The sequence below is a fragment of the Sphingomonas sp. DMC6 genome, from assembly GCF_056314225.1.
Genome location: NZ_JBQUYT010000008.1, coordinates 47,660 through 73,349 on the forward strand (window position 1 = coordinate 47,660; position 25,690 = coordinate 73,349).

Sequence of the window (25,690 nt, forward strand, 5' to 3'; positions counted from 1 at the left end):
TGGGATGCGGAGTACACGCTGCGTCCACTTCATAAGTTGCGCGCGTCTAGCCCTGCCAGTCCACCGCGTTGCCATAAGGGTGGCATACCGCCAGCACGCGGCGTGTCTCGCCGCCGGGGAACCAGCTGAGCGACAGCCGCACCTCGCTGCGCGTTTCGGTCCATTCGAAGCCGACCCAGGCGAGCGGGCGTTCGGGCGTGGCATATTGCCCGGCATCCTCGATCATCGCCACGATTGCCGCACGATCACGTGCCGGCAGATATTGGAGCACCATCGAGTGCATCACTACCCGGCAGACGCCCTCGGGCTGCCGCGCGGCAAGCTGGCGCGCCAGCCATGCGGCTGCATCGCCCTGCGCGACTTGCGGCGGATAGCGCCGGGCGATGCCTAGCGCTTCTTCCAACCGGTGCAGCCGCAGCGGCTGATCGGCGAAGATATAGGCTGCCAGTCGTTCGCAGGTCGCGGGATCGTTCGCGTCCAGCGGGTGCAGGTCCACCCCTTGCGCGCGCACCACTTCCAGCGGGGCAGGGAGTGGCGGCGGCCCGTTCCAATCGGGTGCCACCTGCACGGGGGAGTGGCGGTCGCCGGCGAGCACGCCGCCCAGATCATAGCCGTAGCGCCCCAGATTGAGGTTGAGCCCACAGCTCGAACCGAGCTCGAGCAGTTCGAACGGCAGGCCGAAGCGCCGTCGCACCTGCATCAGCGCCGCGACGATCGCGCCGGCGCGACCGACCTCGTTGGTTTGCGGCGTGCGACGCAGAAAACCGGCGATGAAATCATCCTCGGCTGACAATGCTTCGCCAATGGCACTGTCGAAATCGGCATGGTCGCCGCGGTAGAGCGCGGCCAACGTCGCCGGCCGGCCGCGACGGGCGAGGAAGTGCAGCGCCGCGTTAAGCCGCATCGCCAGCGCCGCCGCGGCTGCATCCCCCTGCCAGCCGCAGATTGTCGCCTCGCTGCGCGGGCCGCGATGGAGCTGGCGCCGCGCCGCATCCAGCACATCCGCGACGAACGGAGAGCCAAGTTTGCGGGTGACACGCGCCATCCGCCCGAGTTCCCCCAAGCCCATCCGGGGCACGACCATGGTCATCAACATTCCCCCGACGACCTGGCGGGACCAGCCCGGCCGTCCCGCACTGCGGCCGTCGTCGATCGATCCGTTGCCGGAACCATCGGCGAGGGTACGCAGTGCATCTAAAGTGTCTTCGGCTTAGAAGGTCTGCCAGTCGTCATCGGCGGCGCCGCTGCTGCGGACCAGTGCCGGGACGGCGGCCTTGGGGAGCGGCTTCACTTCGCCCATGAACCGCGCCGCGGTGCTGCGCGGGCTGGCCATTGGCGCGCCATTGTCGACCTTGAAGCGGCTGGCCTTTTCGGAAAGCACGCTGACTTCGCTCGCCAGGTTGCGGGCGGCGGCGGAAGTTTCTTCCACCATCGCGGCATTCTGCTGGGTCGATTGGTCCATCGCCCCCAAGGCAGCGCTGATCTCGGTCACCGCGCTCGACTGGGCCTGATTATCCGAGGCCATGTTGCCCAGCAGCTGATGCACTTCGCCCACCCCGTTGGAAATATCGGCCAGCGCGCCGTCGACGCGCTGCACCGCTTCCACTGCGGTGACGATGTCGCTCTGCGTCGCGGTCAGCTGGTCACGGGCGCGGCCGGCTTCTTCCTCGGCCCGCATCGCCAGGGCAGAGACGAGATCGGCCACCACCGCGAAGCCGCGGCCCGCCTCCCCGGCACGACCGGCTTCGACGGCGGCATTCATGGCGAGAACGCGCGTCTGGAACGCGATCTTGTCGAGGCCTTCGATCACGCTGTCGATGCCCTTTGCGCTGTCGGACACGCGCGTCATCGCCTGCACTGCCTCGTCGGCGGTCGAGCGGCCATTGTCGACGGTCGACATCGTGCCGTCGGCGCGCTCCACGGTGCGGCCCGCCGCTGCGGCGGTCGCCTTGAGCCGCTGGTCCATCTGAGTGACTGCTGCGGCAGTCTGTTCCAGGCTGGCGGCATTGGCTTCGGTACGGCGGGCGAGGTCTTCGCTGGCCTGGGCGATCTCGTTCGAGCCGGTGTGGATCGAGCTGGTTGCCTCCATCAGCGAGGCGATCAGGTCGCGCAGGCTCTGGATCGCGTCGTTGAAGTTGGTCTTCACCACGCCATAGTGCGCGGGGAATTCGGTGGTGATCACTGCGGTCAGATTGCCCTGCGCCAGTTCGCCGAGATGCGTCGAAACGGTATCGACCACGAGCTTCTGCTCAGCTTCGGCCTTGGCAGCGGCGGCATCCATCGCTTCCTTGGCGACGGCAGCATCGCGGAACACCAGCACCGCGCGCGCCATGTCACCCAGCTCGTCGCCGCGTGCCGTTGCGGGCACCTCGATATGGTTCCGGCCGGCAGCTAGATCGGCCATGGTGCGGGTAAGCTGGCTGATCGGCCGAGCGATGATGCGGCTGAGCGTGGCAGCCAGGCCGATCGCGATGCCGATCAGCGCAATCGCGCCGATAATCAGCACCGTCGTCGCGGTGGTGATCGCAGTTTCCTGTCGCGCCGAATTCTTCTCGATCAGTTTGGCCTGTGCATCCTTGATTGCGCGCAGCGGCAGCACCGCGGCGGAAATCAGCACTGCCTTGCCGGCATTGCGCACTTCGGCCTGGGCCGCATCGCGGCGCCCGGCCTTTACTTCCGCGATCAGGCGATCGCCCCATTTCTCGCGCCAGGCCAGCGTTTCGCTGCGCGACTTGCGCAGGGCGTCGAGCAGCGCCGGATCGGTCAGGAGCTTTTCGAGGTCGGCCGAAGTCTCGTCATATTCCTTTCGGCCCTCGTCATAGGATTTGAGATAGGTCGGATCGGCCGTAACCAGGAAACCCCGCAGTTGGCTGTTCTGGCGCAGCAGCGCCGTTTCCAGCGTCAGCGTCTTGGCATGCACTTGCTGGCTGAGATTGTTCTGATCGGTGACGGACCCGATCATCGAGATGTTCATGAAAAACACGATCATCACGACCGCAGCCGACGCGCAGATCAACAGGAATGACAGCGCGAGCTTCCTCGGGATTTTCATCGATGCAATCATTACTGTTCTTTCCGACTCATCTTTGTGCGACCGGAAGCACGACACCCTTCAGCGACGCCCGCACCCGGCCAAAATTCAGAAGAGGAGGGGAAAGGCCGCGTCATGGCTTTGCCTGTGCGGCACCGTGGATCCGCGTGGCACGCGTCGCAGCCGAACATGAGCCTGCCATGTTCCACCTCGCTTTCGTGACACGCGTCACCAATAAACACATACGCGGATCCGTTACCTTCGGCTTCCTTGTAGTTCACCGCATTATAGAGCGATCTTTGTGCTGTCGGCGCTGTGGGGACTTAAGGATGTCTACGGAATGCCCATAGGGTCGTCAGTAACGGATCAGAGTCGTGCGCGTTGACGTACGCGGCTGGGCGGCCGACACTTGCCGGATCAAAACACAGGAGCGGATCGCATGACGGCAGGTTTTTTCCGCATGGCATTTCGATTGGGGCTGGCAGCCGGGCTGGGGGCGCTCGCCTCATTGCCGGCGCACGCGCGCGGTCCTGCGCCGGATGCGGACATCGTGACCGTGCCAGTGAACGCTGCCGCGCATCCCTTCCCGCATTTCTGGGAGACGATGTTCGGTTCGGGCCGGGCATCGTTGTCGCTGCGCGCGCAATATCGTGAGGATCTGCGGGCGATGAAGCAGGCGACGGACCTGCGCTATGTCCGCTTCCACGCCCTGCTCCATGACGAGAACGGCGTCTATGACGAGGATGAACACGGCAACCCCGTGTATAATTTCAGCTATGTCGACCAGATCTATGACGGGTTGCTGGCCGAAGGCGTGCGGCCGGTGGTCGAGATCAGCTTCATGCCCAAAAAGCTCGCCGCGTGGCAGGCGGGGCATCCCTTCTGGTACCGCCCGATCGTCGCGCCGCCCAAGGATTATGGCCGCTGGGATGCGCTGATCGCGGCGCTGGGCAAGCACCTGGTCGAGCGCTACGGCATCGACGAAGTAGCGAACTGGTATTTCGAGGTCTGGAACGAACCGAATATCGACTTCTGGGCCGGCGAGCCGAAGCAGGAAACCTATTTCACCCTGTACGAGCACACTGCCCGCGCGCTGAAATCGGTGGATGCCCGGCTGCGGGTCGGCGGTCCGTCCTCATCCTCGGCGCATTGGGTGCCCGAATTCATCAGCCACATGCACCAGGCGGGGGTGCCGGTCGATTTCGTATCCACCCATGGCTATGCCGACGACACGGTCGAGGATCTGTTCGGCACGCACGAGGCCATCCCGATGGAGCAGCGGCTGTGCCGCGCGGTGAAGAAGGTCCACGACCAGATCGCCGCATCGCCGCAGCCGAAGCTGCCGCTCCTGTGGACCGAATGGAATGTGCCTTCCTATGGCGAGCGCGATGCGCGCGACACCAGCTATCTGGGCGCCGCGCTCGCCGACGACATCGCCCAGTGCGACGGTCTGAGCGAGGCGATGTCGTTCTGGACCTTCAGCGCGGTGTTCGAGGAGAATGGCCCCGACACCTCGCCCTTCCATGGCCAGTTCGGCCTGATCGGCCCCGGCGGCATCCGCAAGCCCGGCTATACGGCCTTTGCGCTGCTCCACCGTCTGGGCGAGCAGCGCATGGCGGCGGCGGGCAATCAGGTGCTGGCCACCCGCCGCGCCGACGGCACGCTGGCGGTCGCGCTGTGGAATCTGGTCCCGCCCGACCGGCAGGGCAGCGATCGCCATGTGACGCTCAACCTGCCGGGCGCCCGCCCCGGCACGGTGGCCAGCGTGACGATCATCGATTCGCAGCGTGGCAACTCGCGCGTTGCCTATCGTGCCGCGGGCAGCCCGCGCTACCCGACGCGCCAGCAGATCGCGACGTTCAATGCCGCCGCCGCCGTGCCCGCCGCGACGCCCACGCCGCTCGACGCCCGAAGTGCGCTGTCGGTCACGCTGGAGCCTAATGCGCTGGCGCTGGTGGAGGTGCCGGCCGGCAGGGCGAAGCCGTAACCGCGCTCAGCCCTTTTTCGGCACCCAGGCGCGCTGGCCGCCGACCCAGGTTTCGAGCACGCGGGTGCCTCGCAGCTCGGCGGGGGAGGCGGCCAGCGGGTCGCGGTCGACGATGATGAAATCGGCCCACAGGCCCGGCGCCAGCCGCCCGATCTTGTCCTCGGCAAAGCCGGCATAGGCGCCGCCCAGCGTGAAGGCCGCCCAGCCTTCCTCGCGCGTCAGCTTCTCTTCGGGGCGCCAGCCGCCTTCGGGCTGGCCGCTCGCATCGGCGCGGGTGAAGCTGGCCGCCCAGCCGGCCCAGGGATCGGGGCTTTCGACTGGATAGTCGGAGCCGAAGGCCAGCCGGCCGCCCGCTTTCAGCATCGAGCGCCAGGCATAGGCACCCGCGAGTCTGCCTGCGCCCAGCCGCACCTCGGCCATATGCATGTCGCTGGTCTGGTGCACCGGCTGCATCGACGCGATCGTCCCGTGCAGGCCGAAGCGCGGCAGGTCTTTGGGATCGACGATCTGGGCATGTTCGATCCGCCAGCGGCGGTCGCCGCTATAGGTCTCCGACAGGACATCGATCGCGTCGAGAATCTGCTGGTTGGCGCGGTCGCCGATCGCATGCACCGCGATCTGGAACCCGTCCATCGACCCGCGCGCCATCAGGTTCAGCAACTGGTCGTCGCTCAAAAAGGCGAGCCCTTTCTGCCCCGGCGCATCGGCATAGTCTTCCTTCAGCCACGCACCGCGCGAGCCAAGCGCGCCGTCGGCATACAGCTTGATGCCGCCCATCCGCAGCCGGTCGCCATAGAGCCAGGGGGTGGGGCCGGTGCCTGCCACCTGCAGCGCGGTCTCTACGCCATGGGCATAGCTGAGGATGCGTACGCGCAGCAGGTTGGAATCGCCCATGCCGCGATAGGTCAGCCAGTCGTCGACGGTCGTCCCCATGTCGGCGGTGGCGGTGATGCCCAGCGACAGCAACCGGTCCTGCGCGGCAAGGAAGGCGGCATTGCGCTCGCGCGGCGTGGGCTGGGGAATGATCTTCGCGACCAGTGCGGTGGCGCCGTCGACCAGCACGCCGGTGGGGTTGCCTGCCGCGTCGCGCTCGATCCGCCCGCCCGCCGGGTCTTTGGTCGCCGCAGTAATGCCGGCCAGCGCCAGCGCGCGGCTGTTGGCCCAGCCGGCATGGCCATCGACGCGCTCCAGCCAGACCGGCCGGTCGCTCACCGCGCGGTCGAGTTCGGCAGCGGTCGGGAAGCGGCCGAGTTTCCACGCCTCCTGGTTCCAGCCGCGGCCCAGAATCCATTTGGCGCGGCTGGTGGCGGCATTGTCGCGAATGCGGGTCAGCGCTTCGTCAAGGCTGGTGGTGGCGCTGAGGTCGAGCTGGAGCTGCTGAAAGCCCAGCCCCATGAAATGGCCATGGGCGTCGATCATGCCCGGCAGCATCGTCGCGCCTTTCATGTCGACGCGCCAGACCAGCTTTTTCGGCCGCTTCTGCCCCTTGGCGATCAGCGCGACGATCTTGCCCCAGGGGTCGATCTGCAGCGCCTCGAACCGCACCACCGCACCCTTTGCGTCGAGCGTGATGCCGTTGACATTGTCAACAATTCCATCTGCTTGTGCGGCGGGTGCGAGCAGCAGGGCGGCGGCGGCGACAAGTCGCTTGAGGCGCGTGAACATGGGCGCAGGCATAGGGCCAGTTCCCCCGGCGCGCCAGATAGTCTAGGCGATCGGAATCATGGCTACCAAAGCAGCATCCGCATCCGCCGCCCTTCCCGTATCGATCGACGATGTCCGCGCGGCGGGGGAGCGGATTTCGGGCGCAATCGTGCGCACGCCGACGCTGCTGAGCAAGACGCTGTCGAAGCTGACCGGCGCGACCGTCTATCTGAAGTTCGAAAATCTCCAGTTCACGGCCGCGTACAAGGAACGCGGTGCGCTCAACACGTTGTTGCAACTCGATGAGGCGGCGCGGTCCAAGGGCGTGATCGCGGCATCGGCCGGCAACCATGCGCAGGGCCTGGCCTATCACGCGACGCGGCTGGGCATCCCCAGCACGATCGTGATGCCGAAGAACACGCCGATCGTGAAGGTGACGCAGACCGAAGGGCACGGCGCCACCGTGGTCCTGCACGGCGAGACGTTCGACGCCGCCTATGCGCACAGCCGCGAGCTGGAAGCCGAGCACGGCTATACCTTCGTGCATCCGTTCGACGACCCGCGCGTGATCGCGGGGCAGGGTACGGCCACGCTCGAAATGCTCGAGGACGTGCCGGCGATCGACACGCTGGTGGTGCCGATCGGCGGCGGCGGGCTGATCTCCGGCGCGTCGGTGGTGGCGCGCGCGCAGCCCCATCCGGTCGAGGTGGTGGGGGTGCAGGCGGAACTCTATCCGTCAATGTACAACCGCATCCACCATACCGAAATGCCCTGTGCCGGCGACACGCTGGCCGAGGGCATTGCCGTCAAATATCCCGGCGAACTGACCGCGAAGATCGTCGAGGCGCTGGTCGACGACATCGTGCTGGTCGGCGAACGGCGGCTGGAAGAGGCAGTGAGCCTGTTGCTCCAGATCGAAAAGACGGTGGTGGAAGGGGCAGGGGCTGCCGGCCTGGCTGCGCTGCTCGCCGAGCCCGAGCGCTTCAAGGGCAAGACCGTCGGCACCATCCTGTGCGGCGGCAATATCGACACGCGGCTGCTGGCGAACGTGCTGCTGCGCGATCTGGCGCGTTCGGGCCGGCTGGCGCGGCTGCGCATCCGGCTGCAGGACCGGCCCGGCGCGCTGTTCCATGTCGCGCGCATCTTCCACGAACAGGGCGTCAACATCATCGAGGTGTATCACCAGCGGGTGTTCACCACGCTGCCCGCCAAGGGCCTGATCACCGACATCGAGTGCGAGACGCGCGACCGCAACCATCTCGACCGGCTGATGACCGCCCTGCGCCGCGCGCAATATGAAGTGACGATGGTCGAGCTCAACTGAGACGAACCGAATCGGGCGCGCGACGATTCGAGTCGCGCGCCGATTCCCTCGCGGATTCCGCGATTCTATAGTGGCGCTGCGCCCTGTCGCCGGTGCGCGCGAATGTTAACCTTCGCAAACGCATATCCCGAAGATCGCGTTAACGCTCTTTCATGGTAAAGCGGCTTTTCATCATCCGTCTGTGCCTGCATAACTGCGCCAGAAGGACCGGTTAGGGACCGGGCCACAGGAACAGAGGGGCGACACGGCGGTGACTGCACTTTCCCGTTTTCCGCGTTTCTTCGTGACCAGTCCGTCGCCCTGTCCCTATCTTCCGGGCCGCCAGGAGCGGAAGATCTTCACCGAACTTTCCGGCGCCCATGCGAGTGAACTGAACGATGCGCTGGGCCGCATCGGGTTCCGCCGCAGCCAGTCGGTCGCGTACCGCCCGAGCTGCGCGGGCTGCACCGCCTGCGTATCGGTGCGCGTGGTGGCGGACGGTTTTCGCCCCAACGCCACCCAGCGCAAGCTGCTGAAGCGCATGGGCGATCTGGAAGTCACGGCGTGCAAGCCCTGGGCGACGCAGGAACAATTCGCGTTGCTGCAGCGCTATCTGGGCGCGCGGCACCCGGGCGGCGGCATGGCGGCGATGGACGAGAACGACTATGCCGACATGGTCGAGCAGTCGCCCGTCACTTCCTATGTCATCGAATATCGCGAACCCTCGCCCGAGGGTGGCCGCGGGCGGCTGGTGGGGGCTTGCATCACCGACCAGCAGGCCGACGGCCTGTCGATGATCTACAGCTTCTTCGACGCCGAGGATGAAAGCCGGCCCGGCATGGGCAATTTCATCATCATGGACCACATCCTGCGCGCGCGTGCGGCGGGCCTGCCCTATGTCTATCTCGGCTATTGGGTGAAGGGCAGCGCGCGCATGGCGTACAAGACCCGCTATCGCCCGATCGAAGTGCTCGGCCCCAATGGCTGGGCGTTGCTGGAAGAGGCGGGCGAGGGCGTTGCCATGCCCGATCCGGTAGCGGCGCGCGAATTCGCCTGAACCGCCGGGCTCAGCCCGCCGCCGCCTCGAATACGCTGCGATAGGCGAACAGACCCGGCACGCCGCCGGTCATCACATAGAGGACTGCGGAGTCCGGGGCGAAGGCACCGGCGCGCACCGCCGCGATCAGCCCGGCAAAGGCCTTGCCGCTATAAACCGGGTCGAGCAGCAGCCCCTCGGTGCGGGCGAGCAGTTCGACTGCTTCGCACATCGCCGGCGTGGGGATGCCATAGCCGGGGCCGCGCTGGCTGCCGTCGATGCGGATGGCGTCGGCGGCGATGCTGCCGGGCAGGGCATTGTGCGCCAGTGTCGCCTGCGCAAGCGCCAGCGTTTCGGCATGGGCGCGCTCCGGGGTGGCCAGTACGGCGAAGGACTGGACCCGCGCCACCGGCTCGCCGGCTGCCGCCATGCCTGCCGCCAGCCCGGCATGGGTGCCGGCGCTGCCGTTGGGGACCAGAATCCGGTCGAACCGCAGCCCCAGCGCCGCCTCCTGCGCCAGTATTTCCCAGGCGCAGCCGACATAGCCCAGCGCACCGACCGGCGAGGAACCGCCCGCGCCCACCACATAGGGGCGGTGCCCCTCCGCCCGCAGCGCCGCTGCCCGCGCCTGGGCGAAGGCGAGCGGGTCGATATCGCCGGGCACGCGGTGGACCGTCGCGCCGAACAGGCCGTCGAGCAGCAGATTGCCGTTGTGGCGATAGTCGGGATCGTGCTGCGGCACGACATCGCCCAGCACCAGTTCGCAGGCCAGCCCCGTCCGCGCCGCCGCCGCCGCGCTCAGCCGCGCATGGTTCGATTGCAGCCCGCCGGTCGTGACGAAGGTGTCGCAGCCCTGCGCCAGCGCCTCGCCCAGCAGGAACTCCAGCTTGCGCAGCTTGTTGCCGCCACCGCCAATGCCCGCCACGTCATCGCGTTTCACATAGAGGGCGGTGCGCGTGCCTAGCGCGCGTTCCAGCCGTTCCAGCCGTTCGATCGGCGAGGGATGGGCGAGCAGCCGGACAGCGCCATGGCGCGCACGCAGCGCGGCGGGGTCGATCGCAGGGTTGTTCATCGCGCATCCTTATACCGTGCCGCCGGGGGGTAAAAACCGGCGCCCCCGCATGCCCGCGCAGCCGTGCGGATGGCAAGCCGTGGACATGGAATGGGCGCCGCTCCTGCTGCCGATTGATGCGATTTCGGCAACGGTCATTCTCACTTTTGCCCCCTAATCACGGCCTCGTAACGACACGAAATGACGGCAACGATGTGAGGGTGACCGCCCATCGCACGGAGGAAACGGGTATTTGCGCCGGAGGTCCGGCGGGCTGCTCCCCCATGCAGGCGAATTACGCTCCATCCCGTTTGTTCAGAGGAGCGTTACAATGCAGAAATTCATCCATGGCCTCGCCGCCGTCGCCGCGCTGTCGATCGCAGGTGCCGCGCATGCCCAGTCCGCCTCGTCGTTCAACGGGCCGTCGGTGGGTGTGCAGGGAGGCTGGGAATATACCGGCGTGCGCAACCCGACCACCGACCTGGGCGTGACGCCGGTGATCGGCCATCACGATACGGGCGTCGCCGGCGGCTTTGTCGGCTATGACAGGCAGGTCGCGCAGAACATCGTGGTCGGCGGCCAGGCCGAACTGAACCTGCCGATCGACAGCGCCTTCACCCGGGGCGGTGTGCAGGTCGATCCGAAGCGTTCGATCGATGCCAGCCTGCGCGCCGGCTATCTCGTGACGCCGGCGACCCTGGTCTATGTCCGCGGCGGCTATGCCAATGAACTGGTCGGCACCACGCTTGCGGGCCGCTCGGTTTCCGAAAGCCGCGATGGCTGGCTGGTCGGCGGCGGCCTTGAGCGGATGGTGACCGACAAGGTCTCCGCCCGCCTCGAATATCGCTACACCGACCTCAGCGGTGGTGACGGCAAGTTCGACCGGCACCAGGTGCTGTTCGGCGTCGCCTATCGCTTCTGATCCCGCGCCGGCGCCTGGTTCCCCCCCAACCAATGGCGCCGGCCCTAGCCTGCGTGCGTATGCGACGCGCCGCAGGGCGCGCCCGGCCGGTCCACCCCCGGCCGGGCGCCAGCTTTTGAAAGGCTTCCCGGACGTGCAATTGCTGGTATCGACGGGCCATGCACCTCGATGACCTTGCCGCCTTTGCGCAGGTGGTCCGCCACGGCGGCTTCACCGCGGCTGCGCGCGCGACGGGCTCGCAAAAGGCCAAGCTGAGCCGCCAGGTCGCGCGGCTGGAAAATGATCTGCAGATGCGGCTGCTCGAACGGTCGACGCGCAGTTTGCGGCTGACCGAGGCGGGCCGCGAGATTTTCGAGCATTGCGACGTGATCGCCGACCGCATCGATGCGACCCGGCTGATCGCCCAGCGCACCCGCACCGAAATCGTCGGCCTGCTGCGCGTGTGCTGCCAGCCGGGGTTCGCGCGCGCGCTGGAGCAGGATCTGCTGCCCGGCTTTCTCGCCCGCTATCCCGGCGTGCGGCTGGAACTGCATGTCACCAGCGAAGATGTCGATCTGGTCCGCGAATCGTTCGACGTGATGCTGCGCGGCAATGTCGATCCGCCCAGCTCGGGCTCGCTGATCTATCGCGAGTTTGCGCGGCTGCACCGGGTGATGGTGGCGGCGCCTGCGCTTGCGGCCAGCCTTGCCGGCCGCGATGTGATGGCGCTGCGCGACATCCCGACGCTTGTCTTCGGCGCGCCCGGCCGGGAGATGCGCTGGACGCTGGTGCACAGCTCGGGCGAGCGCCGCGAGCTTGAAATGCAACCGCGGCTGGCGAGCGATGACGGGTCGGTGATCCTGGAGGCCGCCCGCGCAGGGCTGGGCGTGGCAGTGATTCCGCAGGTCGCCTGCGAAGAGGAACTTGCCGCCGGCCAGCTCGTCCGCCTCTGGCCCGACTGGCGGACCGACGATTTCGCGATCAGCCTCTGCTATCCCTCGAAGAAGAGCATGACCCCCACGCTGCGCGCCTTTATCGACCATGTCGTGCCGGGAGTGGACCGGCAGCTCGCCGAGCGGATGCTGCAACAGACCGGCTGAGGAAAAGCGCTTACGCCACCCCGAACGGCACCACCCGGTTCAGATGGACATGGCCGATTTCGGCGCGGCCCAGATAGGGCACGCCCATTTCGCGGCACCAGCGCACGATCATCTCCTCGATCGTCTCGCCGAACGCCTCGCCGCCATTCGGGTCGATCTCGGTCACCGCGCCCAGCCGGATGCCGGCCACGCCCTTCAGCTGCTCGGCATGGGCCATGGTGAACAGCATCCGGTCGATGCGGTACAGCGGTTCCGACACTTCCTCGATCATCAGCACATGGTCGGTCAGGTCGGGCAGATATTTGGTGCCGATCAGCGAGGTCAGGATCGACAGGTTGAACGCCGCCGCCGGCCGCCCGTCGGCCAGGCTGGGCTCCAGCCCGCGCCGGTCGCGCTCGATCAGCCAGCCGAGCGACCAGCCGGCATCCTTGCCGTCGTCGTTGCGGCCGAGCGAACTCGCCATCGCCCCGTGCGCGACATGGCCGATCCCCGCCGCATAGAGCGCGCCGAGCATGAACCCCATGTCCGAATAGCCCAGATAGGTCTTGCGCCGCGCCGCGTCCCCCAGATGCGGCATCACCGCTTCCAGAATCCGGTTCGATCCATAGCCGCCGCGCGCGAACCAGATGGCGTGGATCGCCGGATCATTGGCATATTCCAGAAACGCCTGGGCGCGCACCGCGTCCGTCCCGGCGAAATGCCCCGCTTCCTCAAAGCATTGCGGGTGGAACACGATCTCGTGCTCCGGATAGGTCAGCGCCATGAACGCCGCCATCCGCAGCGAGGATTCCCTGGTCACCGTTCGTGCCGGTGCGACGACGCCGATCCGCATATGCTTGCCCACACTCCTCAAACCGCCGATAGCGTGCCCATGCAGCACCGCAAAGCATACTTCTTCGTAGGGATAGGCGGATCGGGCATGATGCCGCTGGCGCTGATCCTCGCCGGGCAGGGCGCCCGCGTCGCCGGATCGGACCGCAGCCTCGACCAGGCGCGCCTGCCCGCCAAGTTCGACTGGCTGCGCGCGCGCGGCATCGGCCTGTTCGCGCAGGACGGCAGCGGCGTACAGTCGCCCGATCAGGTGGTGGTCGCCTCCGCCGCGATCGAACCGAGCGTGCCCGACATGGTCCGTGCCGCCGCGCTGGGCTGCGAGCGCCGCACCCGGGCCGAGCTGCTCGCCAGCCTGTTCAACGCCTCGCCCTGTTCGATCGGCGTGGCGGGCACCAGCGGCAAGTCCACCGTCACCGGCATGATCGGCTGGATTCTCCACGCCTGCGGCCGCGACCCGACGGTGATGAACGGCGCGGTGATGAAGAATTTCGCCACCCCCGATGCGCCGTTCGCCAGCGCGCTGGTGGGCGGCGGCAAGGCGTTCGTCAGCGAAGTCGATGAAAGCGACGGCTCGATCGCCAATTACTGGCCGCACATCGCCGTGCTCAACAATGTCAGCCTCGACCATAAATCGCTGGAGGAATTGCGGCTGCTGTTCGGCGGCTTTGCCGGCAAGGCGGCGACCACCGTGGTCAATGTCGGCGATGCGGAAAGCGCCGCGCTGGCCATGGCGCTCGACCGTGGCCGCACCCGCACCTTCGCAGTGGAGGGCGAGGCGGACCTGATGGCGGTCAATCTGGTGCCGGAGGCGTTTGCGATACGCTTCGATCTCGTCACCGGCGGCGAGACGCACCGCGTGCGGCTGCAGGTGCCCGGCCGGCACAATGTCGCCAATGCGCTGGCGGCGATCGGCGCGGCGGTGGCGGCGGGGGTGACGCTGGCCGATGCCTGCGCGGCCATCGCCGGCTTCACCGGCCTGCGCCGCCGCTTCGAGCTGGTGGGCGAGGCGGGCGGCGTCGCCGTGATCGACGATTTCGGGCACAATCCGGACAAGATCGCCGCGACGCTCGACACGCTCCACGCCTTTCCCGGCCGGTTGCTGATCCTGTTCCAGCCGCACGGCTATGGCCCGCTGAAGGTGATGCGGCACGAACTGGTGGCGATGTTTGCGGGCAAGCTGGGGCGCGAGGACGTGCTGGTGCTGCCCGATCCGGTCTATCACGGCGGCACCGTCGCCCGCGAAGTGACCAGCGCCGACATCATCGCCGATGTCGCGGCAACCGGCGCCACCGCGCTCCACATCCCGGACCGCGCGGCGGCGGCGGCGCATCTGGTGGCCCAGACCCGCCCCGGCGACCGCATCGTCGTGATGGGCGCGCGCGACGATACGCTGAGCCAGGTGGCGGCGGAGATGGTGGAGCGGTTGAGGGGGTAGGGCGGCCTCGCCGCGTTGGGAAAGGCGGTGGTCAGCTTGCGACCAACATGCGTCTCTCGCGGTCGGGCTTTAAATGGAAGCTTCGGCCAGAACCTGCCGTTCGCTCAGCGCGAGGCTCTCTGTCAGAAGCGCGCCCCATGTCGGCCGTTCGATCCACCGGCCGGCAATCTTGAAAGCTGCCGTCGGTTGATATCACTCCGAGCCTTTTAATGGGTGAGGCGAAGGCTGAGTCTGATCCGGCCCGGGTTGCTGCAGTCTATTAAAACGCTCCCTTTGCTCTTTCTGCAAGCGCCGCTCTTCTCGACGATCAGCCCCACTGAAGGCATCGACTTTTAGGCGCCGACCTCCGGTAACTGACTTCATTGTATCGGCAATCTCCTTGAGCCTTCTAGCAACATCATCAATTCCATAGACTTGCCAATTGCCGTGGCCGGTAACGCTTTCAACCTTGAGAATGTCGTCGAAAGTGAATTTTCGGCCATCTAGGCTCTCGAACGCAATGTGGGCTTTGAAGACGGCCGGCTCATTGTCCCGGAACAGTTCCGGGCCTGATTCCAAATCGAAATGCAAGACTTCGTGCGGCCGTAAGAACTTGAGATCGCGTAAAATCGCCGAGTTCTCTAGGTCGAACTCAAGTGGCCATTCTGTCACCTTCGCAATTGAGGCTGTGACACCGGCCGCCGCTGCCCCGGCTAGGTTGGCTACGCAAAGCTGCACAAAGTTCGAATGGATCTCGTGAACACGAAGGTAAGCAACAACCCGTGGTTCTCCAGCGGATAGGCGGGTCTTCTCAGCCTCTCGTAAGAGGGCTCGCGTCGTCCACGCGTACCAGCCGGTCACTATCAGCAATGCTACCGTGGCAAGCGCTGTTACGGCCCCGGCATTGGAGTTGAGGAACTGGATCATCGTCCGAGTATAGGGAGTCGCCTGCAAGACCGACACCCAGGACGCAGTCTCCGTTTGCGCCATCATGGTACGCGCCTATGATCGGTCGAGTGCGCGAGCGGTTTGGCCACCGCTTCTCAGTACATCAGTCAAAGCTTCTCGACGCACCGCCGTTGCTTCCCTGACTGTTGCCGTTTCTATTAGATGTCGGCTTCGGCTCAAGCGTTGACCCGCGACGCCCTTCGCGATCTGTAATCCACTAACGCAAACTTAGAACCCAATTCTGTTACGCCGCATGCTCTTGATTTTTCATAGAGTAGTTCGCGCAACGGAACGTCAGCTATCCCGCCGATGTTCGCAGCTTGTTCTTTCCGCTTTATCCAGGCTATAAGAACGCAAAGGGGCACTCATGACTATAGCAAAGCGTTGGGCTGGCCGCGCGTTCGGCACAAACACTGGCAATGTGTTCATCACACTCGAGGGCGATGATTCGGCCCTGACTGGCACGCTGCGAATGAATGAACCCGGTGTGGCGATTGCCATCTATGCCGTCCAGGGCACGTTTGAGGGAGCATCACTGAAACTATCGGGGCAGCCCCAGATCGAGATAGAGGGGCTTGAATTTGGCGCCCTGACGATCGTCGGAAAGATGGACGGCAAGGGCGAAATAAGGGGTGATTGGGAAACAACGGTTGGTTCGGCGGGCACGTTTGTTCTCTTCCCGCACGGCGATGGAGGACAGTCAGACGAAGCCCAAAGGATCGAGCAGTTTCACGTCGCGCGTCACCATTTTGGTGCGATTGAAATAAACCGCAGCCAGTTTACGGAGATTGCGGAGAGCATTCGAAACGACTTTCCGACTGTGATCATAACGGTGGTCGCTGGCACCGAGCAAGCTCGCTACTTAGACGATTTCAAGCAGCTGCAATTCAGTGCGGATAGAGCAGAAATTATTAAAATCTTTGCGCAGAAACCGGACGGGTTGGGCGCAAACAATGTGGTATCGGTGGAATTTGGCCCCGGCGCTAATACAGCCATGACGCAGGGCGCGAATGAGGCATGGGTATTAGGTCGTTTAGAGACGCTTAAGCGCGACCTAAAGCGGTATGAACGAAGTTACGTGACGAACATAAAACGATGGGGCGTTGGAGTAAATCAAGTCCTTATGCTAGGCGGAATCGTCGTTCTACCTAGCCTGTCGACCCTTCGGGATCGCGCCGTTTTGATGGGAGCAGTTTTGGCGCTCATAGTTGCGGTGAATTGGCTCCACTCGCGGTACGTTCCATTCGCTGCAATTTATCTCGGGGAGAAGAAGACCGGAATGCTAGGCCGTATCTGGCCATCATTCACTTCGTGGGCAATTGGAATAATCGCCACGGTACTCGCCACGATCGTGGCAGCGTATCTTCAAGGGTATCTAAAAATTCCCAGCCCGCCGTCCGCGCCGAGCGCGGTCGAGGCTAAGAAGCAGTAATCCTTGCCGACCCGGCGCGGTCCGGATCAAAAATTCATCTGCGCAACCCTGTTGCCCATTTTGCTGCAGGAGGCTCCGCCGCGTCCGACTTCGGCCTTGCCTAAACGTGAAGCCGACCTTCAGCTATCGGCCCAGCCTCGGTCGATGTCTGATAGCCGGCCAGCGCAGCGCTGGACGTCGGCTCCTGGCAGGACTTGCCATTTGGCACATCACCTAGGAACGGCAGCTCCGTTCCACTTCCAGCCAGCCTGCTGCCTCTTGTTCCCAGCTGCATGTTCCCTATATGTTCAGGTTGCATCTCAATAAGGCGCCGCTCTTTGCCTCTGTCGGATCAACAGCCTCTCGTCCCTCTCGCGCACGCGCGTGAGCCTAAACTTCCTAAACTTCACCCCCGGTCCAGCCGGCCGGGCGTGCGCCGGAAAACACCTGTCATCCCGGCGGAAGGGATTTCTCTCGATGCGCTTTGGAGTACGCTCCCAAGGCGGCAGGTCTGTAAAGCACCATTGACATGTAAAGCGCGCTTGACGTAAAGTTAACTTGACTGATTCGCAAGGGAGCTTGACATGCAGCGTGAGCGTCTCAACCCGGCCCAGCGCCGCTATAGCTGGCGGTTCTCCAGTGCGATGGGGATCTATGCCGTCGTCATCATCGCCTGTGCGATGGCCAGCCGTGCCTGGCATCCGCAGGGCGCGGCGCTGTTCCTGCTGGCACTGGCGCCGGCCTTGCCGCTGCTTGCGGCGATCACTGCCTATGGCCTCTATCTCGTTGAGGAGAAGGACGAGTTTCTGCGCGCCACCAACGCCACGGCGGCGCTGGGCGGGCTCGGGGTGGTGCTCGCCTTCTTCACCGTCTGGGGGTTTCTGGAAGAGGGCGGGGTGGTCGCGCATTTCCCGCTCTGGGGCGCCTTTCCGCTGTGGGCGTTCGGCATGGGGCTCAGCCAGGGGGTGATCCGCCTGCGCAGCCGGGGCGACGGGGGCTGCGCATGAAGAACCGCCTGCGCGTGCTGCGTGCCGAGCGCGGCTGGAGCCAGCAGGATCTTGCCGAGCGGCTGGAGGTCTCGCGCCAGAGCGTCAACGCCATCGAGACCGGCCGCTACGATCCCTCGCTGCCGCTCGCCTTCAAGATCGCCGATCTGTTCGGCCTCGCCATCGAAGCGATTTTCGTCAATCCCGCACTGGAGAACGACCAATGACTCGTCTGGCGTCTTGCCTGTGCCGCCGCGACCGGGCGCTGCCCTGGGCGGCGATTTTCATTGCCCTTGCGGTGGCGAATGGCTGGTTCGGCCATGCCCGTGCGGCGACGGTTGCGGCCGCCCCGGCCGAGGCGGCGCTGGTGCAGATGGACCATGTCTCGGTGTCGGTATCGGGCAGCGGCAGCCCGGTGATCCTGATCCCCGGCCTGGCGAGCCCGCGCGCGGTGTGGGACGGTGTGGTGCCCGATCTCGCCCGGCACCACACCGTCTATGCGGTGCAGGTGAACGGCTTTGCCGGCGATGATCCGCGCGCCAATCTCCAGCCCGGCGTGCTCGACGGTATCGTCGCCGATCTCCACAGCCTGATCGCGTCGCGCAAGCTGGGTGCGGTGCCGGTGGTGGGGCATTCGATGGGCGGGCTGGTTGCGCTGATGCTCGCCGCGCGGCACCCCGGCGATGCCGGCCGGGTGCTGATCGTCGATGCGCTGCCGTTTGTCGGGGTGCTGTCTTCGGTCGACGCCACGGTGCAGAGCGTGAAGCCCGTCGCCGACATGCTGCGCACGCAGATGGCGAGCCTCTATGGCAAGACGCTGCCCGATGCCTTCGTCAACCAGAGCGCGGCGCAACTCGCGCTGAAGCCGGATTCGCGGGTGAAGGTCGCGGCCTGGACGCGGCAGGCCGACCTGCGGGTCAGCGCCCAGGCCTTTTATGAGGACATGACCACCGATATGCGCTCCGAACTTGCCGGTATCACCGCGCCGGTGCTGGTGCTGGTGCCGTCGGCGGCGGCGCAGGGTGGCGAGGTGTCGGCGCTCGACTTTTACCGCAAGCAATATGCCGGGACGCCGCATCTGGCGGTGCAGGGCGTGGCCGACAGCGGCCATTTCATCATGCTCGACCAGCCAGAGGCATTTGCCGGGGCGCTGAACGGCTTTTTGCGGTGAGGCGGGGGGTGTGAAAAGGGCGCCCGGCATCGCGGCCGGGCGCCCCTTTCTGCTGCGCGGGCTCAATAGGTGCCCGAGAAGCTCCGGTTGAGGTTGCGGTCGCTGCGCCAGTTCTGGTCGTCGCGGTCGGTGCGGTCCTCACCCTTCTCGCCGAACAGCGCGCCCGACCGTTCCTCGTCGCGCCAGTGGTTCTGGGCTTCCTCGGCGGTCTTGCGCAGCCGGACCTTGTCGTCGACCGACTGGATCCAGCGCGAGGGGATCGAGTGGTGGCGCCCCTCGGCATCGGTGTCGGTCTTGGTCAGCAGGATGCGGTCGCCGCGCACCTTGTCGACCGTGCCGACATGCACGTCGTCGGAGCCGACCACTTCCATATGCTCGGTCACGCGACGCAGGGCGTCGCGCTGGCCGGTGCGCTCGGTGCGCCAGCTTTCGAATTCGTTGTGGAAGCGCTGGGCATTCTCGCGGCGATATTCGTCGTAATCGCGGTCGAACTCCTCGATGCGGCTGCGGCGCCAGCTGCTGTAGTGATTGTCGGGGTGCTCGCGGCCTTCCTGGCGGGCGCGCAGTTCGTCCTGGCGCTGGTCCATGCGGCGGCGGCGTTCGGCCTCTTCATCGCCGAACCACGAGCGGACCTCGTCGCCGGCGCGTTCGAAAAAGCCGCGATCGTCGTCATAGTTGTTGCCGGCGCCGCCGCTGCGGCCCCAGTCGCGGTTGCTGGCGCCGCGATCGGTCCAGCCGCGGTTCTGCTGCCCGCCCTGGCCATAGCCGCCGTAGTTGCCGCCATAATTGCCATAGCTGCCGAAGTCGCGGTCGCGCTGGTTCTGGCCGCCATAGCGCTGCTGCTGGCCATAACCCTGTGTGCGCCAGTCGGGCCGGTTGCGGTTCCAGTCGTCGCGATAGTCCCGCTGCTCGCGCCCGCCATACCGGCCGCGCCCGCCGCCCAGCTCGCCCGCGGCGGTATAGTCGCGCGCGCTGGAATAGCTGTAATCGCGCCCCGAACCATAATCGCGGGTATAATCGCCATCGCTACCGTCATAGCGATCGTTCGGCGCATAGGGATTGTTGCGATCGTTCATCTGCCTATCTCCTGCTTCGGGCTTGGGAAGTGCGGCGATTTCTTGTTGCCGTCTGCGTCACAAGCGAGCGGGCGCGCGATCAGTTCCTGAAATTTGCAGCGTGTACAGACGCTTCGGCGCGGCGAAAAAACCGCCGGCCGGGAATGTGCGAAGCCAGTTGCATCGCGTTGCGGCTGTCGCTAATGGGAGCCCCTCCCGGGGCACCCCGGGGACCGGCGGCGGGGCTGTAGCTCAGATGGGAGAGCGCTGCAATCGCACTGCAGAGGTCAGGGGTTCGATTCCCCTCAGCTCCACCAGCCGCCCTTTTGCTTTCTTTTTCTTTATAGCATGATGGCCCCTGCCGGATCGGCAAGGGCCGGGTTCATTCTGCCATCGGCGGCATCAGGGGCATTTGGTGAACTGGCCCTTTTTCGGACCGCTGGCGACGTGGCACCGGCCTTTGGCGTCTTTGGTTACGCCCGAAGCGGCTGTGGGGGCTGCTGCGGTTGGGCACTTCACGAACTTGCCTTTGGCGTCCTTGCACGGGCCTGCCAGCGCAGGTGTAGCGATCAGCGCCAGCGTGGCGGCTGCTGCAATAATCCGACTCATAGCGATCCTCCTCCTGTAGATTCTTCGATGCGTGGATCATGCACCGTTTACAGGAGGCCGCAAGATATAACCGGAACGGATGTAAATAACACTGTAATGTCGAGGGTTATTTTCTGGCGATGTGCCGGAGCCTTCTAGGAGTCTGTTTAGTCCTCCATAATCACACCCAGCGCATCGGCGACGCGCAGGCGTCGGTCGATGATTTGGGCGGTCAGTCGCAATGCCAGCGCGCGGGCGTTTTGCCACGGCGTGCGTTCCTGCTCTGGAATCTGGAGCAGGCCGCTGCCCCAGCCCTGGGCGAGCAGGTGGAGGCGCTGCGGGTCGCTTCGGGCAGGCCGGTCGATGTCAACCAGCGCCGAAGGGAAGGGCAAGGCTGCTCGCGGAGAATCGAACCGCTCGGGCAGCGTGGGGTCGAGGCGGTCGGCCCCCGGCACCAGCAGCAACGCGCCCGCGACACGCGACACATAGCTGGCCGGCGATAGGCGCGCCCACCAGGCAGCCGCGAAGCAGCTCGCCCCGCTGGCGACCAGCAACACCGGCCGCGGCGCGTGCAGCACCACGTCGTCCAGCCGTGCGGCCCACAGGCTCCGCTGGCTGGGCGTCTCGGCGGTGTAAGGGATATGGGCTTCCCCCTGGGGAGGCAGGCCGAGCACCGCGCGCCAGAAGCGCGAGGGAGCATCGCCCATGGTCACTACGGAGAACAGGTCAGGGCTGGCAAGGACGAGTCCGGTCATGCGCGCGATTCTCCGAATCGAGGCCGCAACGCATCAATGCTATTCCTAGTTGCGGGCTAGGCAATAGCGAATCGGCGGACGGAAAAAGCGATGCGGGGAACTGCAGCGCGCCTTTTATATTTCCACCTGGCTACCCAGTTCGACGACGCGGTTGGTGGGCAGCTTGAAGAATTCCATTGCGCTTTCGGCGTTGCGCACCATCCAGGCGAACAGCTTTTCGCGCCAGATCGCCATCCCCGGCCGGCGCGACGGGATCAGCGTCTGGCGGGCCAGGAAATAGCTGGTGTCCATCGGCTTGAACGGCGCCCCGGCATCGGTGATCCGCGCCAGCTCCGCGGGCACGTCGATATCCTCCATGAAGCCGTAATGGAGGATGATGCGGTAGAAACCTTCACCCATTTGCGCGACTTCGGTGCGGGCCTGGCTGCGGACATGCGGCACCGGTTCGATCGCGACGGTCAGCACCACCACCCGCTCGTGCAGCACCCGGTTGTGCTTGAGGTTGTGCAGCAATGCCGGGGGAATGTCGTCGGCGGTCGAGGACAGGAACACGGCGGTGCCGGGCACGCGCGGCACTGCATGACAGGCCGAGCGGATGAACAGCTCGATCGGCATGGCGCCTTCGTGCAGCCGCTCGCGCACCAGCTTGCGCCCGGTTGCCCAGGTGGTGAGCACGGTGAAAGCAATCGCCGCGATTAGCAGCGGGAACCAGCCGCCATCGGGAATCTTGGTGACGTTCGAGGCGAAATAAACGCCGTCGATCACCAGGAACCCGCCGGTGACGAGCGTTGCCACCACCGGCGGCCAGCGCCACACTGCGAATGTAAGCACGCCCAGCATGCAGGCGGTGATGAACATCGTGCCGGTGACAGCGATGCCATAGGCGGCAGCCAGGTTGCTCGAGCTCTTGAAGCCTAGCGCCAGCAGAATGACGAGCGCCAGCAGCAGCCAGTTGACCAGCGGTACATAGATTTGCCCGGCTGCCTTGGCGCTGGTGTGGCGGATCTTGAGGCGCGGCAGATAGCCGAGCTGGACAGCCTGTTGTGTGACCGAGAACGCCCCCGAAATCACTGCCTGGCTGGCGATGATGGTCGCCATAGTGGCAAGGATGACGAGCGGCAGTCGGGCCCAGTCGGGCGCCATCAGGAAGAAGGGGTTCTCGATCGCTTCGGGATGTTCGAGCAAAAGCGCCGACTGACCCAGATAATTGAGCATCAGGCAGGGAAAGGCGATGTAGAGCCACGCGATCGAAATCGCCTTGCGGCCGAAATGGCCCATATCGGCATACAGCGCTTCGGCCCCCGTCACCGCCAGCACCACCGAGCCCAGCGCGAGGAAGGCGAGCGTCGGGTTAAGCTGAAAGAAGGCCAGCGCATAATGCGGGCTGAGCGCCCACAGGATACGCGGGGCATGGGCGATGCCGATCACGCCGAGCACTGCCAGGACCGCGAAATAGACGATCATCACCGGCCCGAACAGCTTGCCGACGGTGGCGGTGCCGCGCGATTGAATCGCGAACAGGCCGACCAGAATGGCAATGGTGATCGGCAGCACCAGCGGCGTTAGTCCATCCTGCACCACCGCCAGCCCTTCGACCGCCGACAGCACTGAAATGGCCGGCGTGATGATTGCATCGCCATAGAAGAGCGCCGTGGCGAGCACGCCCAGCATCCCGATCAGCGCGATCCAGCGCCGCGCCTGTAGCCGCGCGCCGATTAGCGCGAGCAGTGCCAGGCTGCCGCCTTCCCCCTTGTTGTCGGCGCGCAGGATGATGAAGACATATTTGACGGTGACGATCAGCATCATCGTCCAGAACACAAGCGACAGCACGCCGAAGATGTGCGTCGGGTCGACCGCGAGTTTGTGGTGGCCGATGAAGCTTTCCTTCAGCGCATAAAGCGGTGAGGTTCCGATGTCGCCGAACACCACCCCGATCGCGCCGATGGCGAGGGTGGCAAGTCCGTCCTGATGGGAATCTGCGTCGGAATGCGGATGTACGTCGTCCATGATCCCGCCTCTAGGCGCCGCGCGCGTGCGCGACCACAAACTTTATAGCTTCTTTATGCGAAGGCCACTCTTCCCCGTGGAACCTTAATCGCAATCGCGGTCACAGCGCTCCGCATCATCCACGGGAATTGGGAGCGGCGGCGATGGCGGCGATCCTGCAGCGCCTGGCGGCGGAAAGGCCGGGCTGGAAATTTCAGATCGCGGTGCGCGCGCTTGGGGCGGTGCTGCTCGGGCTATGCGCCTGGGCGGGCATCTGGCTGCACCGCGTGCTGGCCCATCCCGTACCCGCTGGCCCAGGTCTTGCCGTGTTCGCCATGGCGCTACTCGCCGTGGTCGGCTGGTGCTTGGGATGGGCCTTTCTGATCGAAGGCCCGGGGCTGTTCCGTCTGATCCCCGTGCCTGACCGCGCTTTTGTACCCTTTGCCGATTGAGGACCAAGACCATGTCCGATCTTTTGTGGGTGGGCGTACTGGCAGGGCTGTTCCTGCTGACGCTCGCCTTTGTCCGTTTGTGTGACCAGGCGTGAGGAGGGGCATCCGATGACGCTCGATCTCGCGCTCGCCGGGCTCACTGCGCTGGGCCTTCTCGCTTATCTCGTTGCCGTCCTCGTACGGCCCGAACGGTTCTGAAAGGGCCTGCCATGACTATCCAGGGCTGGGCGCTCATCCTCGCTTTCACTGCCATCGCCGTTGCGCTCGCCAAGCCGATCGGTCTGTGGCTTTTCGCCCTCTATGAAGGGCGCCGCACGCCGTTCCACCGCGTGCTGGCGCCGGTCGAGCGCGGCTTCTATCGCCTTGCCGGCATCAACCCGGATGTCGAGCAGAGCTGGCGCCGCTATGCTGTGCACCTGCTGCTGTTCCAGCTGGTGCTGACGCTATTCACCTATGCGCTACTGCGCCTGCAGACGGTGCTGCCGATGAATCCGCGCGGCCTGGCGAACCTCACCCCCGACGGGGCGATGAACGTCGGCATCAGCTTCGTCACCAACACCAACTGGCAATGGTATTCGGGTGAGGCGGCGCTGTCGAACTTCAGCCAGATGATGGCACTGGCGATTCACAACTTCCTGTCGGCGGCAACCGGTATTGCGGTGGCGTTTGCGCTGTTCCGCGGCTTTGCCCGACGGCAGGCGAACGGCATCGGCAATTTCTGGGCCGATTGCACGCGCGTCACCCTGTATCTGCTGCTGCCGCTCAGCATGGTCTATGCGCTCTATCTGCTCGCGAGCGGCGTGCCGCAGACCTTTGCCAGCACGATCGATCTGACCACGCTGGAAGGCGCGCACCAGACGCTGGTGGTCGGCCCTGTCGCCAGCCAGGAAGCGATCAAGATGCTCGGCACCAATGGCGGCGGCTTCTATAACGCCAATTCGGCGCACCCGTTCGAGAATCCCACGGCGCTCACCAATTTCGTGCAGATGTTGTCGATCTTCCTGATCGGCATCGGTCTGACCTGGACCTTCGGCAAGGCGGTGGGCAACACCCGCCAGGGTTGGGCGCTGCTCGCGGCGATGATGGTGCTGTTCCTCGCCGGCGTCGGCATCACTTACTGGCAGGAAGCGGCGGGCAACCCGATCCACCACGCCATGGGCCTTGCCGGCGGCAATATGGAGGGCAAGGAAGTCCGTTTCGGCGTGGCTGCTTCGGCGCTGTTCTCGGTCATCACCACGGCGGCGTCGTGCGGCGCGGTCAATGCGATGCATGACAGCTTCACGCCGCTCGGCGGAATGATCCCGATGTTCAACATCCAGCTCGGCGAGATCGTCGTCGGCGGCGTCGGATCGGGCATCTATGGCTTCCTGCTGTTTGCGCTGCTGAGCGTGTTTGTTGCGGGCCTGATGGTCGGCCGTACGCCTGAATATGTTGGCAAGAAGATCGAGGGCCGCGAAGTGAAGCTGGCGGTGCTGGCCATTGCCGTGCTGCCGCTGATGATCCTCGGCTTCACCGCGCTGGCCGCCGTGCTGCCCGACGGGCTGGCCGGGCCGCTCAACAAGGGGCCCCACGGGTTCAGCGAGATACTCTATGCCTTCAGCTCGGCGACCGGCAACAATGGCTCGGCCTTTGCGGGGCTGACCGCGGGCACGCCCTTCTACAACGGGTTGCTGGCGGTGGCGATGTGGATCGGCCGCTTCTTCATGCTGGTTCCTGCGCTGGCGATCGCCGGCAGCCTGGCGGCGAAGAAGTATCACCCCGAAAGCGCAGGCTCGTTCCCGACGACCGGGCTGCTGTGGGTGGGGCTGCTGGTCGGCATCATCCTGGTGGTCGGCGGGCTGACTTTCCTGCCCGGCCTGGCACTGGGGCCGATCGCCGAGCACCTCGCGATGCTGCACGGCCAATTGTTCTGACGAATCCCTCTCCCGTCGGGAGAGGGGGAGGGTGGGTGCGACGTCGTCCCCTGTAGGTGCCCACCCTCACCCCGTTTTTCGCCGCCCAGGCGGTGTCCGTCCCCTGCGAACGAGGGGGAACTGGAGT

The 25,690-nt window shown here is 65.5% G+C and carries 24 protein-coding genes and 1 tRNA gene; 15 read left to right on the top strand and 10 right to left on the bottom strand.

What is annotated here, in order from left to right:
* Nucleotides 1-46 precede the first annotated feature (46 nt).
* On the bottom strand, nt 47-1,090 hold the full coding sequence (locus tag ACT53M_RS16630; RefSeq protein ID WP_476234797.1) for a DUF2332 domain-containing protein: 1,044 nt from the start codon (nt 1,088-1,090) through the stop codon (nt 47-49).
* A gap of 120 nt (nt 1,091-1,210) precedes the next feature.
* Nucleotides 1,211-3,064: a HAMP domain-containing methyl-accepting chemotaxis protein gene (locus tag ACT53M_RS16635; RefSeq protein ID WP_476234800.1), complete on the bottom strand. Its 1,854-nt coding sequence runs from the start codon at nt 3,062-3,064 to the stop codon at nt 1,211-1,213.
* Here ACT53M_RS16635 and ACT53M_RS16640 point away from each other — a divergent pair.
* Nucleotides 2,946-3,224 (top strand): hypothetical protein, encoded by a 279-nt coding sequence (locus ACT53M_RS16640; protein WP_476234936.1) that lies wholly within the window; start codon nt 2,946-2,948, stop codon nt 3,222-3,224. The two genes, ACT53M_RS16635 and ACT53M_RS16640, sit on opposite strands and share 119 nt — an antisense overlap.
* A 246-nt stretch (nt 3,225-3,470) precedes the next feature.
* On the top strand, nt 3,471-5,018 hold the full coding sequence (locus ACT53M_RS16645; RefSeq protein ID WP_476234802.1) for a GH39 family glycosyl hydrolase: 1,548 nt from the start codon (nt 3,471-3,473) through the stop codon (nt 5,016-5,018).
* A 6-nt stretch (nt 5,019-5,024) separates the two neighbouring features.
* Here ACT53M_RS16645 and ACT53M_RS16650 read toward each other — a convergent pair whose 3' ends face one another.
* A complete protein-coding gene (locus tag ACT53M_RS16650) occupies nt 5,025-6,683 on the bottom strand; it encodes an amidohydrolase (protein WP_476234804.1) in 1,659 nt (552 codons plus the stop codon).
* A 58-nt stretch (nt 6,684-6,741) separates the two neighbouring features.
* On the opposite strand from ACT53M_RS16650, the gene ACT53M_RS16655 reads away from it, so the two are divergent.
* Nucleotides 6,742-7,986, top strand: a complete 1,245-nt coding sequence (locus ACT53M_RS16655) for a threonine ammonia-lyase (RefSeq protein ID WP_476234806.1) — start codon at nt 6,742-6,744, stop codon at nt 7,984-7,986.
* A 250-nt stretch (nt 7,987-8,236) separates the two neighbouring features.
* On the top strand, nt 8,237-9,022 hold the full coding sequence (locus ACT53M_RS16660) for an arginyltransferase (RefSeq protein ID WP_476234808.1): 786 nt from the start codon (nt 8,237-8,239) through the stop codon (nt 9,020-9,022).
* A 10-nt stretch (nt 9,023-9,032) separates the two neighbouring features.
* Here ACT53M_RS16660 and ACT53M_RS16665 read toward each other — a convergent pair whose 3' ends face one another.
* The gene (locus ACT53M_RS16665; protein WP_476234809.1) at nt 9,033-10,073 is read right to left on the bottom strand and encodes a D-cysteine desulfhydrase family protein; all 1,041 of its coding nucleotides are present in this window, start codon (nt 10,071-10,073) and stop codon (nt 9,033-9,035) included.
* Between the two features lie 310 nt (nt 10,074-10,383).
* On the opposite strand from ACT53M_RS16665, the gene ACT53M_RS16670 reads away from it, so the two are divergent.
* Together ACT53M_RS16670 and ACT53M_RS16675 are read left to right on the top strand one after the other, a co-directional pair.
* On the top strand, nt 10,384-10,974 hold the full coding sequence (locus tag ACT53M_RS16670; protein WP_476226883.1) for an outer membrane protein: 591 nt from the start codon (nt 10,384-10,386) through the stop codon (nt 10,972-10,974).
* Between the two features lie 158 nt (nt 10,975-11,132).
* Nucleotides 11,133-12,053 (top strand): LysR substrate-binding domain-containing protein, encoded by a 921-nt coding sequence (locus ACT53M_RS16675; protein ID WP_476234810.1) that lies wholly within the window; start codon nt 11,133-11,135, stop codon nt 12,051-12,053.
* Nucleotides 12,054-12,063: 10 nt separating this feature from the next.
* Here ACT53M_RS16675 and ACT53M_RS16680 read toward each other — a convergent pair whose 3' ends face one another.
* Nucleotides 12,064-12,885, bottom strand: coding sequence for an LD-carboxypeptidase (locus tag ACT53M_RS16680; protein WP_476234812.1), 822 nt, complete (start codon nt 12,883-12,885; stop codon nt 12,064-12,066).
* Between the two features lie 39 nt (nt 12,886-12,924).
* Between ACT53M_RS16680 and ACT53M_RS16685 the strand changes: the two genes are divergently transcribed.
* Entirely contained in the window at nt 12,925-14,319 is a 1,395-nt protein-coding gene (locus ACT53M_RS16685) for a glutamate ligase domain-containing protein (RefSeq protein WP_476234814.1), read from the top strand.
* Nucleotides 14,320-14,511: 192 nt separating this feature from the next.
* Here the strand turns inward: ACT53M_RS16685 and ACT53M_RS16690 are convergent, their stop codons facing one another.
* Nucleotides 14,512-15,225, bottom strand: a complete 714-nt coding sequence (locus ACT53M_RS16690) for a hypothetical protein (RefSeq protein WP_476234817.1) — start codon at nt 15,223-15,225, stop codon at nt 14,512-14,514.
* Nucleotides 15,226-15,613: 388 nt separating this feature from the next.
* Between ACT53M_RS16690 and ACT53M_RS16695 the strand changes: the two genes are divergently transcribed.
* The 4 genes from ACT53M_RS16695 (at nt 15,614) to ACT53M_RS16710 (ending at nt 18,814) form a co-directional block, all read left to right on the top strand.
* Nucleotides 15,614-16,678, top strand: coding sequence for a hypothetical protein (locus ACT53M_RS16695; RefSeq protein ID WP_476226888.1), 1,065 nt, complete (start codon nt 15,614-15,616; stop codon nt 16,676-16,678).
* A 563-nt stretch (nt 16,679-17,241) separates the two neighbouring features.
* Nucleotides 17,242-17,664, top strand: coding sequence for a hypothetical protein (locus ACT53M_RS16700; RefSeq protein WP_476234819.1), 423 nt, complete (start codon nt 17,242-17,244; stop codon nt 17,662-17,664).
* A complete protein-coding gene (locus ACT53M_RS16705) occupies nt 17,661-17,870 on the top strand; it encodes a helix-turn-helix transcriptional regulator (RefSeq protein WP_476234821.1) in 210 nt (69 codons plus the stop codon). The genes ACT53M_RS16700 and ACT53M_RS16705 overlap by 4 nt, the downstream gene beginning before the upstream one ends.
* On the top strand, nt 17,867-18,814 hold the full coding sequence (locus tag ACT53M_RS16710) for an alpha/beta fold hydrolase (protein WP_476234823.1): 948 nt from the start codon (nt 17,867-17,869) through the stop codon (nt 18,812-18,814). Before ACT53M_RS16705 ends, ACT53M_RS16710 begins: the two co-directional genes overlap by 4 nt.
* A gap of 62 nt (nt 18,815-18,876) precedes the next feature.
* Here the strand turns inward: ACT53M_RS16710 and ACT53M_RS16715 are convergent, their stop codons facing one another.
* Complete coding sequence (locus ACT53M_RS16715) at nt 18,877-19,890, bottom strand: DUF2171 domain-containing protein (protein ID WP_476234825.1); 1,014 nt, start codon at nt 19,888-19,890, stop codon at nt 18,877-18,879.
* Between the two features lie 220 nt (nt 19,891-20,110).
* Between ACT53M_RS16715 and ACT53M_RS16720 the strand changes: the two genes are divergently transcribed.
* A tRNA-Ala gene (locus ACT53M_RS16720) sits at nt 20,111-20,186 on the top strand.
* Nucleotides 20,187-20,271: 85 nt separating this feature from the next.
* Here the strand turns inward: ACT53M_RS16720 and ACT53M_RS16725 are convergent.
* The 3 genes from ACT53M_RS16725 to ACT53M_RS16735 form a co-directional block, all read right to left on the bottom strand.
* Nucleotides 20,272-20,478 carry a hypothetical protein gene (locus tag ACT53M_RS16725; RefSeq protein ID WP_476234827.1) on the bottom strand — a complete coding sequence of 69 codons (207 nt, stop codon included), beginning with the start codon at nt 20,476-20,478 and terminating at the stop codon, nt 20,272-20,274.
* A 146-nt stretch (nt 20,479-20,624) separates the two neighbouring features.
* The gene (locus ACT53M_RS16730; RefSeq protein ID WP_476234829.1) at nt 20,625-21,212 is read right to left on the bottom strand and encodes an alpha/beta hydrolase; all 588 of its coding nucleotides are present in this window, start codon (nt 21,210-21,212) and stop codon (nt 20,625-20,627) included.
* 114 nt (nt 21,213-21,326) lie between these two features.
* Nucleotides 21,327-23,219, bottom strand: coding sequence for a potassium transporter Kup (locus tag ACT53M_RS16735; RefSeq protein WP_476234830.1), 1,893 nt, complete (start codon nt 23,217-23,219; stop codon nt 21,327-21,329).
* Between the two features lie 143 nt (nt 23,220-23,362).
* Between ACT53M_RS16735 and ACT53M_RS16740 the strand changes: the two genes are divergently transcribed.
* The 3 genes from ACT53M_RS16740 (at nt 23,363) to kdpA (ending at nt 25,563) form a co-directional block, all read left to right on the top strand.
* A complete protein-coding gene (locus ACT53M_RS16740) occupies nt 23,363-23,650 on the top strand; it encodes a hypothetical protein (protein WP_476234832.1) in 288 nt (95 codons plus the stop codon).
* A gap of 108 nt (nt 23,651-23,758) precedes the next feature.
* Nucleotides 23,759-23,848, top strand: a complete 90-nt coding sequence (kdpF, locus tag ACT53M_RS16745; RefSeq protein ID WP_476226898.1) for a K(+)-transporting ATPase subunit F — start codon at nt 23,759-23,761, stop codon at nt 23,846-23,848.
* An 11-nt stretch (nt 23,849-23,859) separates the two neighbouring features.
* Nucleotides 23,860-25,563 (top strand): potassium-transporting ATPase subunit KdpA, encoded by a 1,704-nt coding sequence (kdpA, locus tag ACT53M_RS16750; protein ID WP_476234834.1) that lies wholly within the window; start codon nt 23,860-23,862, stop codon nt 25,561-25,563.
* Nucleotides 25,564-25,690 lie beyond the last annotated feature (127 nt).

Excerpts from the sequence above, each read along its gene's own strand:
- ACT53M_RS16680 (WP_476234812.1), bottom strand. The coding sequence starts at position 12,885 with ATGCGGATCGGCGTCGTCGCACCGGCACGAACGGTGACCAGGGAATCC.
- ACT53M_RS16715 (WP_476234825.1), bottom strand. The coding sequence starts at position 19,890 with ATGAACGATCGCAACAATCCCTATGCGCCGAACGATCGCTATGACGGT.
- ACT53M_RS16670 (WP_476226883.1), top strand. The coding sequence starts at position 10,384 with ATGCAGAAATTCATCCATGGCCTCGCCGCCGTCGCCGCGCTGTCGATC.
- ACT53M_RS16690 (WP_476234817.1), bottom strand. The coding sequence starts at position 15,225 with ATGATCCAGTTCCTCAACTCCAATGCCGGGGCCGTAACAGCGCTTGCC.
- ACT53M_RS16655 (WP_476234806.1), top strand. The coding sequence starts at position 6,742 with ATGGCTACCAAAGCAGCATCCGCATCCGCCGCCCTTCCCGTATCGATC.
- ACT53M_RS16635 (WP_476234800.1), bottom strand. The coding sequence starts at position 3,064 with ATGATTGCATCGATGAAAATCCCGAGGAAGCTCGCGCTGTCATTCCTG.
- ACT53M_RS16650 (WP_476234804.1), bottom strand. The coding sequence starts at position 6,683 with ATGTTCACGCGCCTCAAGCGACTTGTCGCCGCCGCCGCCCTGCTGCTC.
- ACT53M_RS16725 (WP_476234827.1), bottom strand. The coding sequence starts at position 20,478 with ATGAGTCGGATTATTGCAGCAGCCGCCACGCTGGCGCTGATCGCTACA.
- ACT53M_RS16705 (WP_476234821.1), top strand. The coding sequence starts at position 17,661 with ATGAAGAACCGCCTGCGCGTGCTGCGTGCCGAGCGCGGCTGGAGCCAG.
- ACT53M_RS16735 (WP_476234830.1), bottom strand. The coding sequence starts at position 23,219 with ATGGACGACGTACATCCGCATTCCGACGCAGATTCCCATCAGGACGGA.
- ACT53M_RS16700 (WP_476234819.1), top strand. The coding sequence starts at position 17,242 with ATGCAGCGTGAGCGTCTCAACCCGGCCCAGCGCCGCTATAGCTGGCGG.
- ACT53M_RS16645 (WP_476234802.1), top strand. The coding sequence starts at position 3,471 with ATGACGGCAGGTTTTTTCCGCATGGCATTTCGATTGGGGCTGGCAGCC.
- ACT53M_RS16695 (WP_476226888.1), top strand. The coding sequence starts at position 15,614 with ATGACTATAGCAAAGCGTTGGGCTGGCCGCGCGTTCGGCACAAACACT.
- ACT53M_RS16685 (WP_476234814.1), top strand. The coding sequence starts at position 12,925 with ATGCAGCACCGCAAAGCATACTTCTTCGTAGGGATAGGCGGATCGGGC.
- kdpA (WP_476234834.1), top strand. The coding sequence starts at position 23,860 with ATGACTATCCAGGGCTGGGCGCTCATCCTCGCTTTCACTGCCATCGCC.
- ACT53M_RS16665 (WP_476234809.1), bottom strand. The coding sequence starts at position 10,073 with ATGAACAACCCTGCGATCGACCCCGCCGCGCTGCGTGCGCGCCATGGC.
- kdpF (WP_476226898.1), top strand. The coding sequence starts at position 23,759 with ATGACGCTCGATCTCGCGCTCGCCGGGCTCACTGCGCTGGGCCTTCTC.
- ACT53M_RS16740 (WP_476234832.1), top strand. The coding sequence starts at position 23,363 with ATGGCGGCGATCCTGCAGCGCCTGGCGGCGGAAAGGCCGGGCTGGAAA.
- ACT53M_RS16710 (WP_476234823.1), top strand. The coding sequence starts at position 17,867 with ATGACTCGTCTGGCGTCTTGCCTGTGCCGCCGCGACCGGGCGCTGCCC.
- ACT53M_RS16675 (WP_476234810.1), top strand. The coding sequence starts at position 11,133 with ATGCACCTCGATGACCTTGCCGCCTTTGCGCAGGTGGTCCGCCACGGC.
- ACT53M_RS16630 (WP_476234797.1), bottom strand. The coding sequence starts at position 1,090 with ATGACCATGGTCGTGCCCCGGATGGGCTTGGGGGAACTCGGGCGGATG.
- ACT53M_RS16730 (WP_476234829.1), bottom strand. The coding sequence starts at position 21,212 with ATGACCGGACTCGTCCTTGCCAGCCCTGACCTGTTCTCCGTAGTGACC.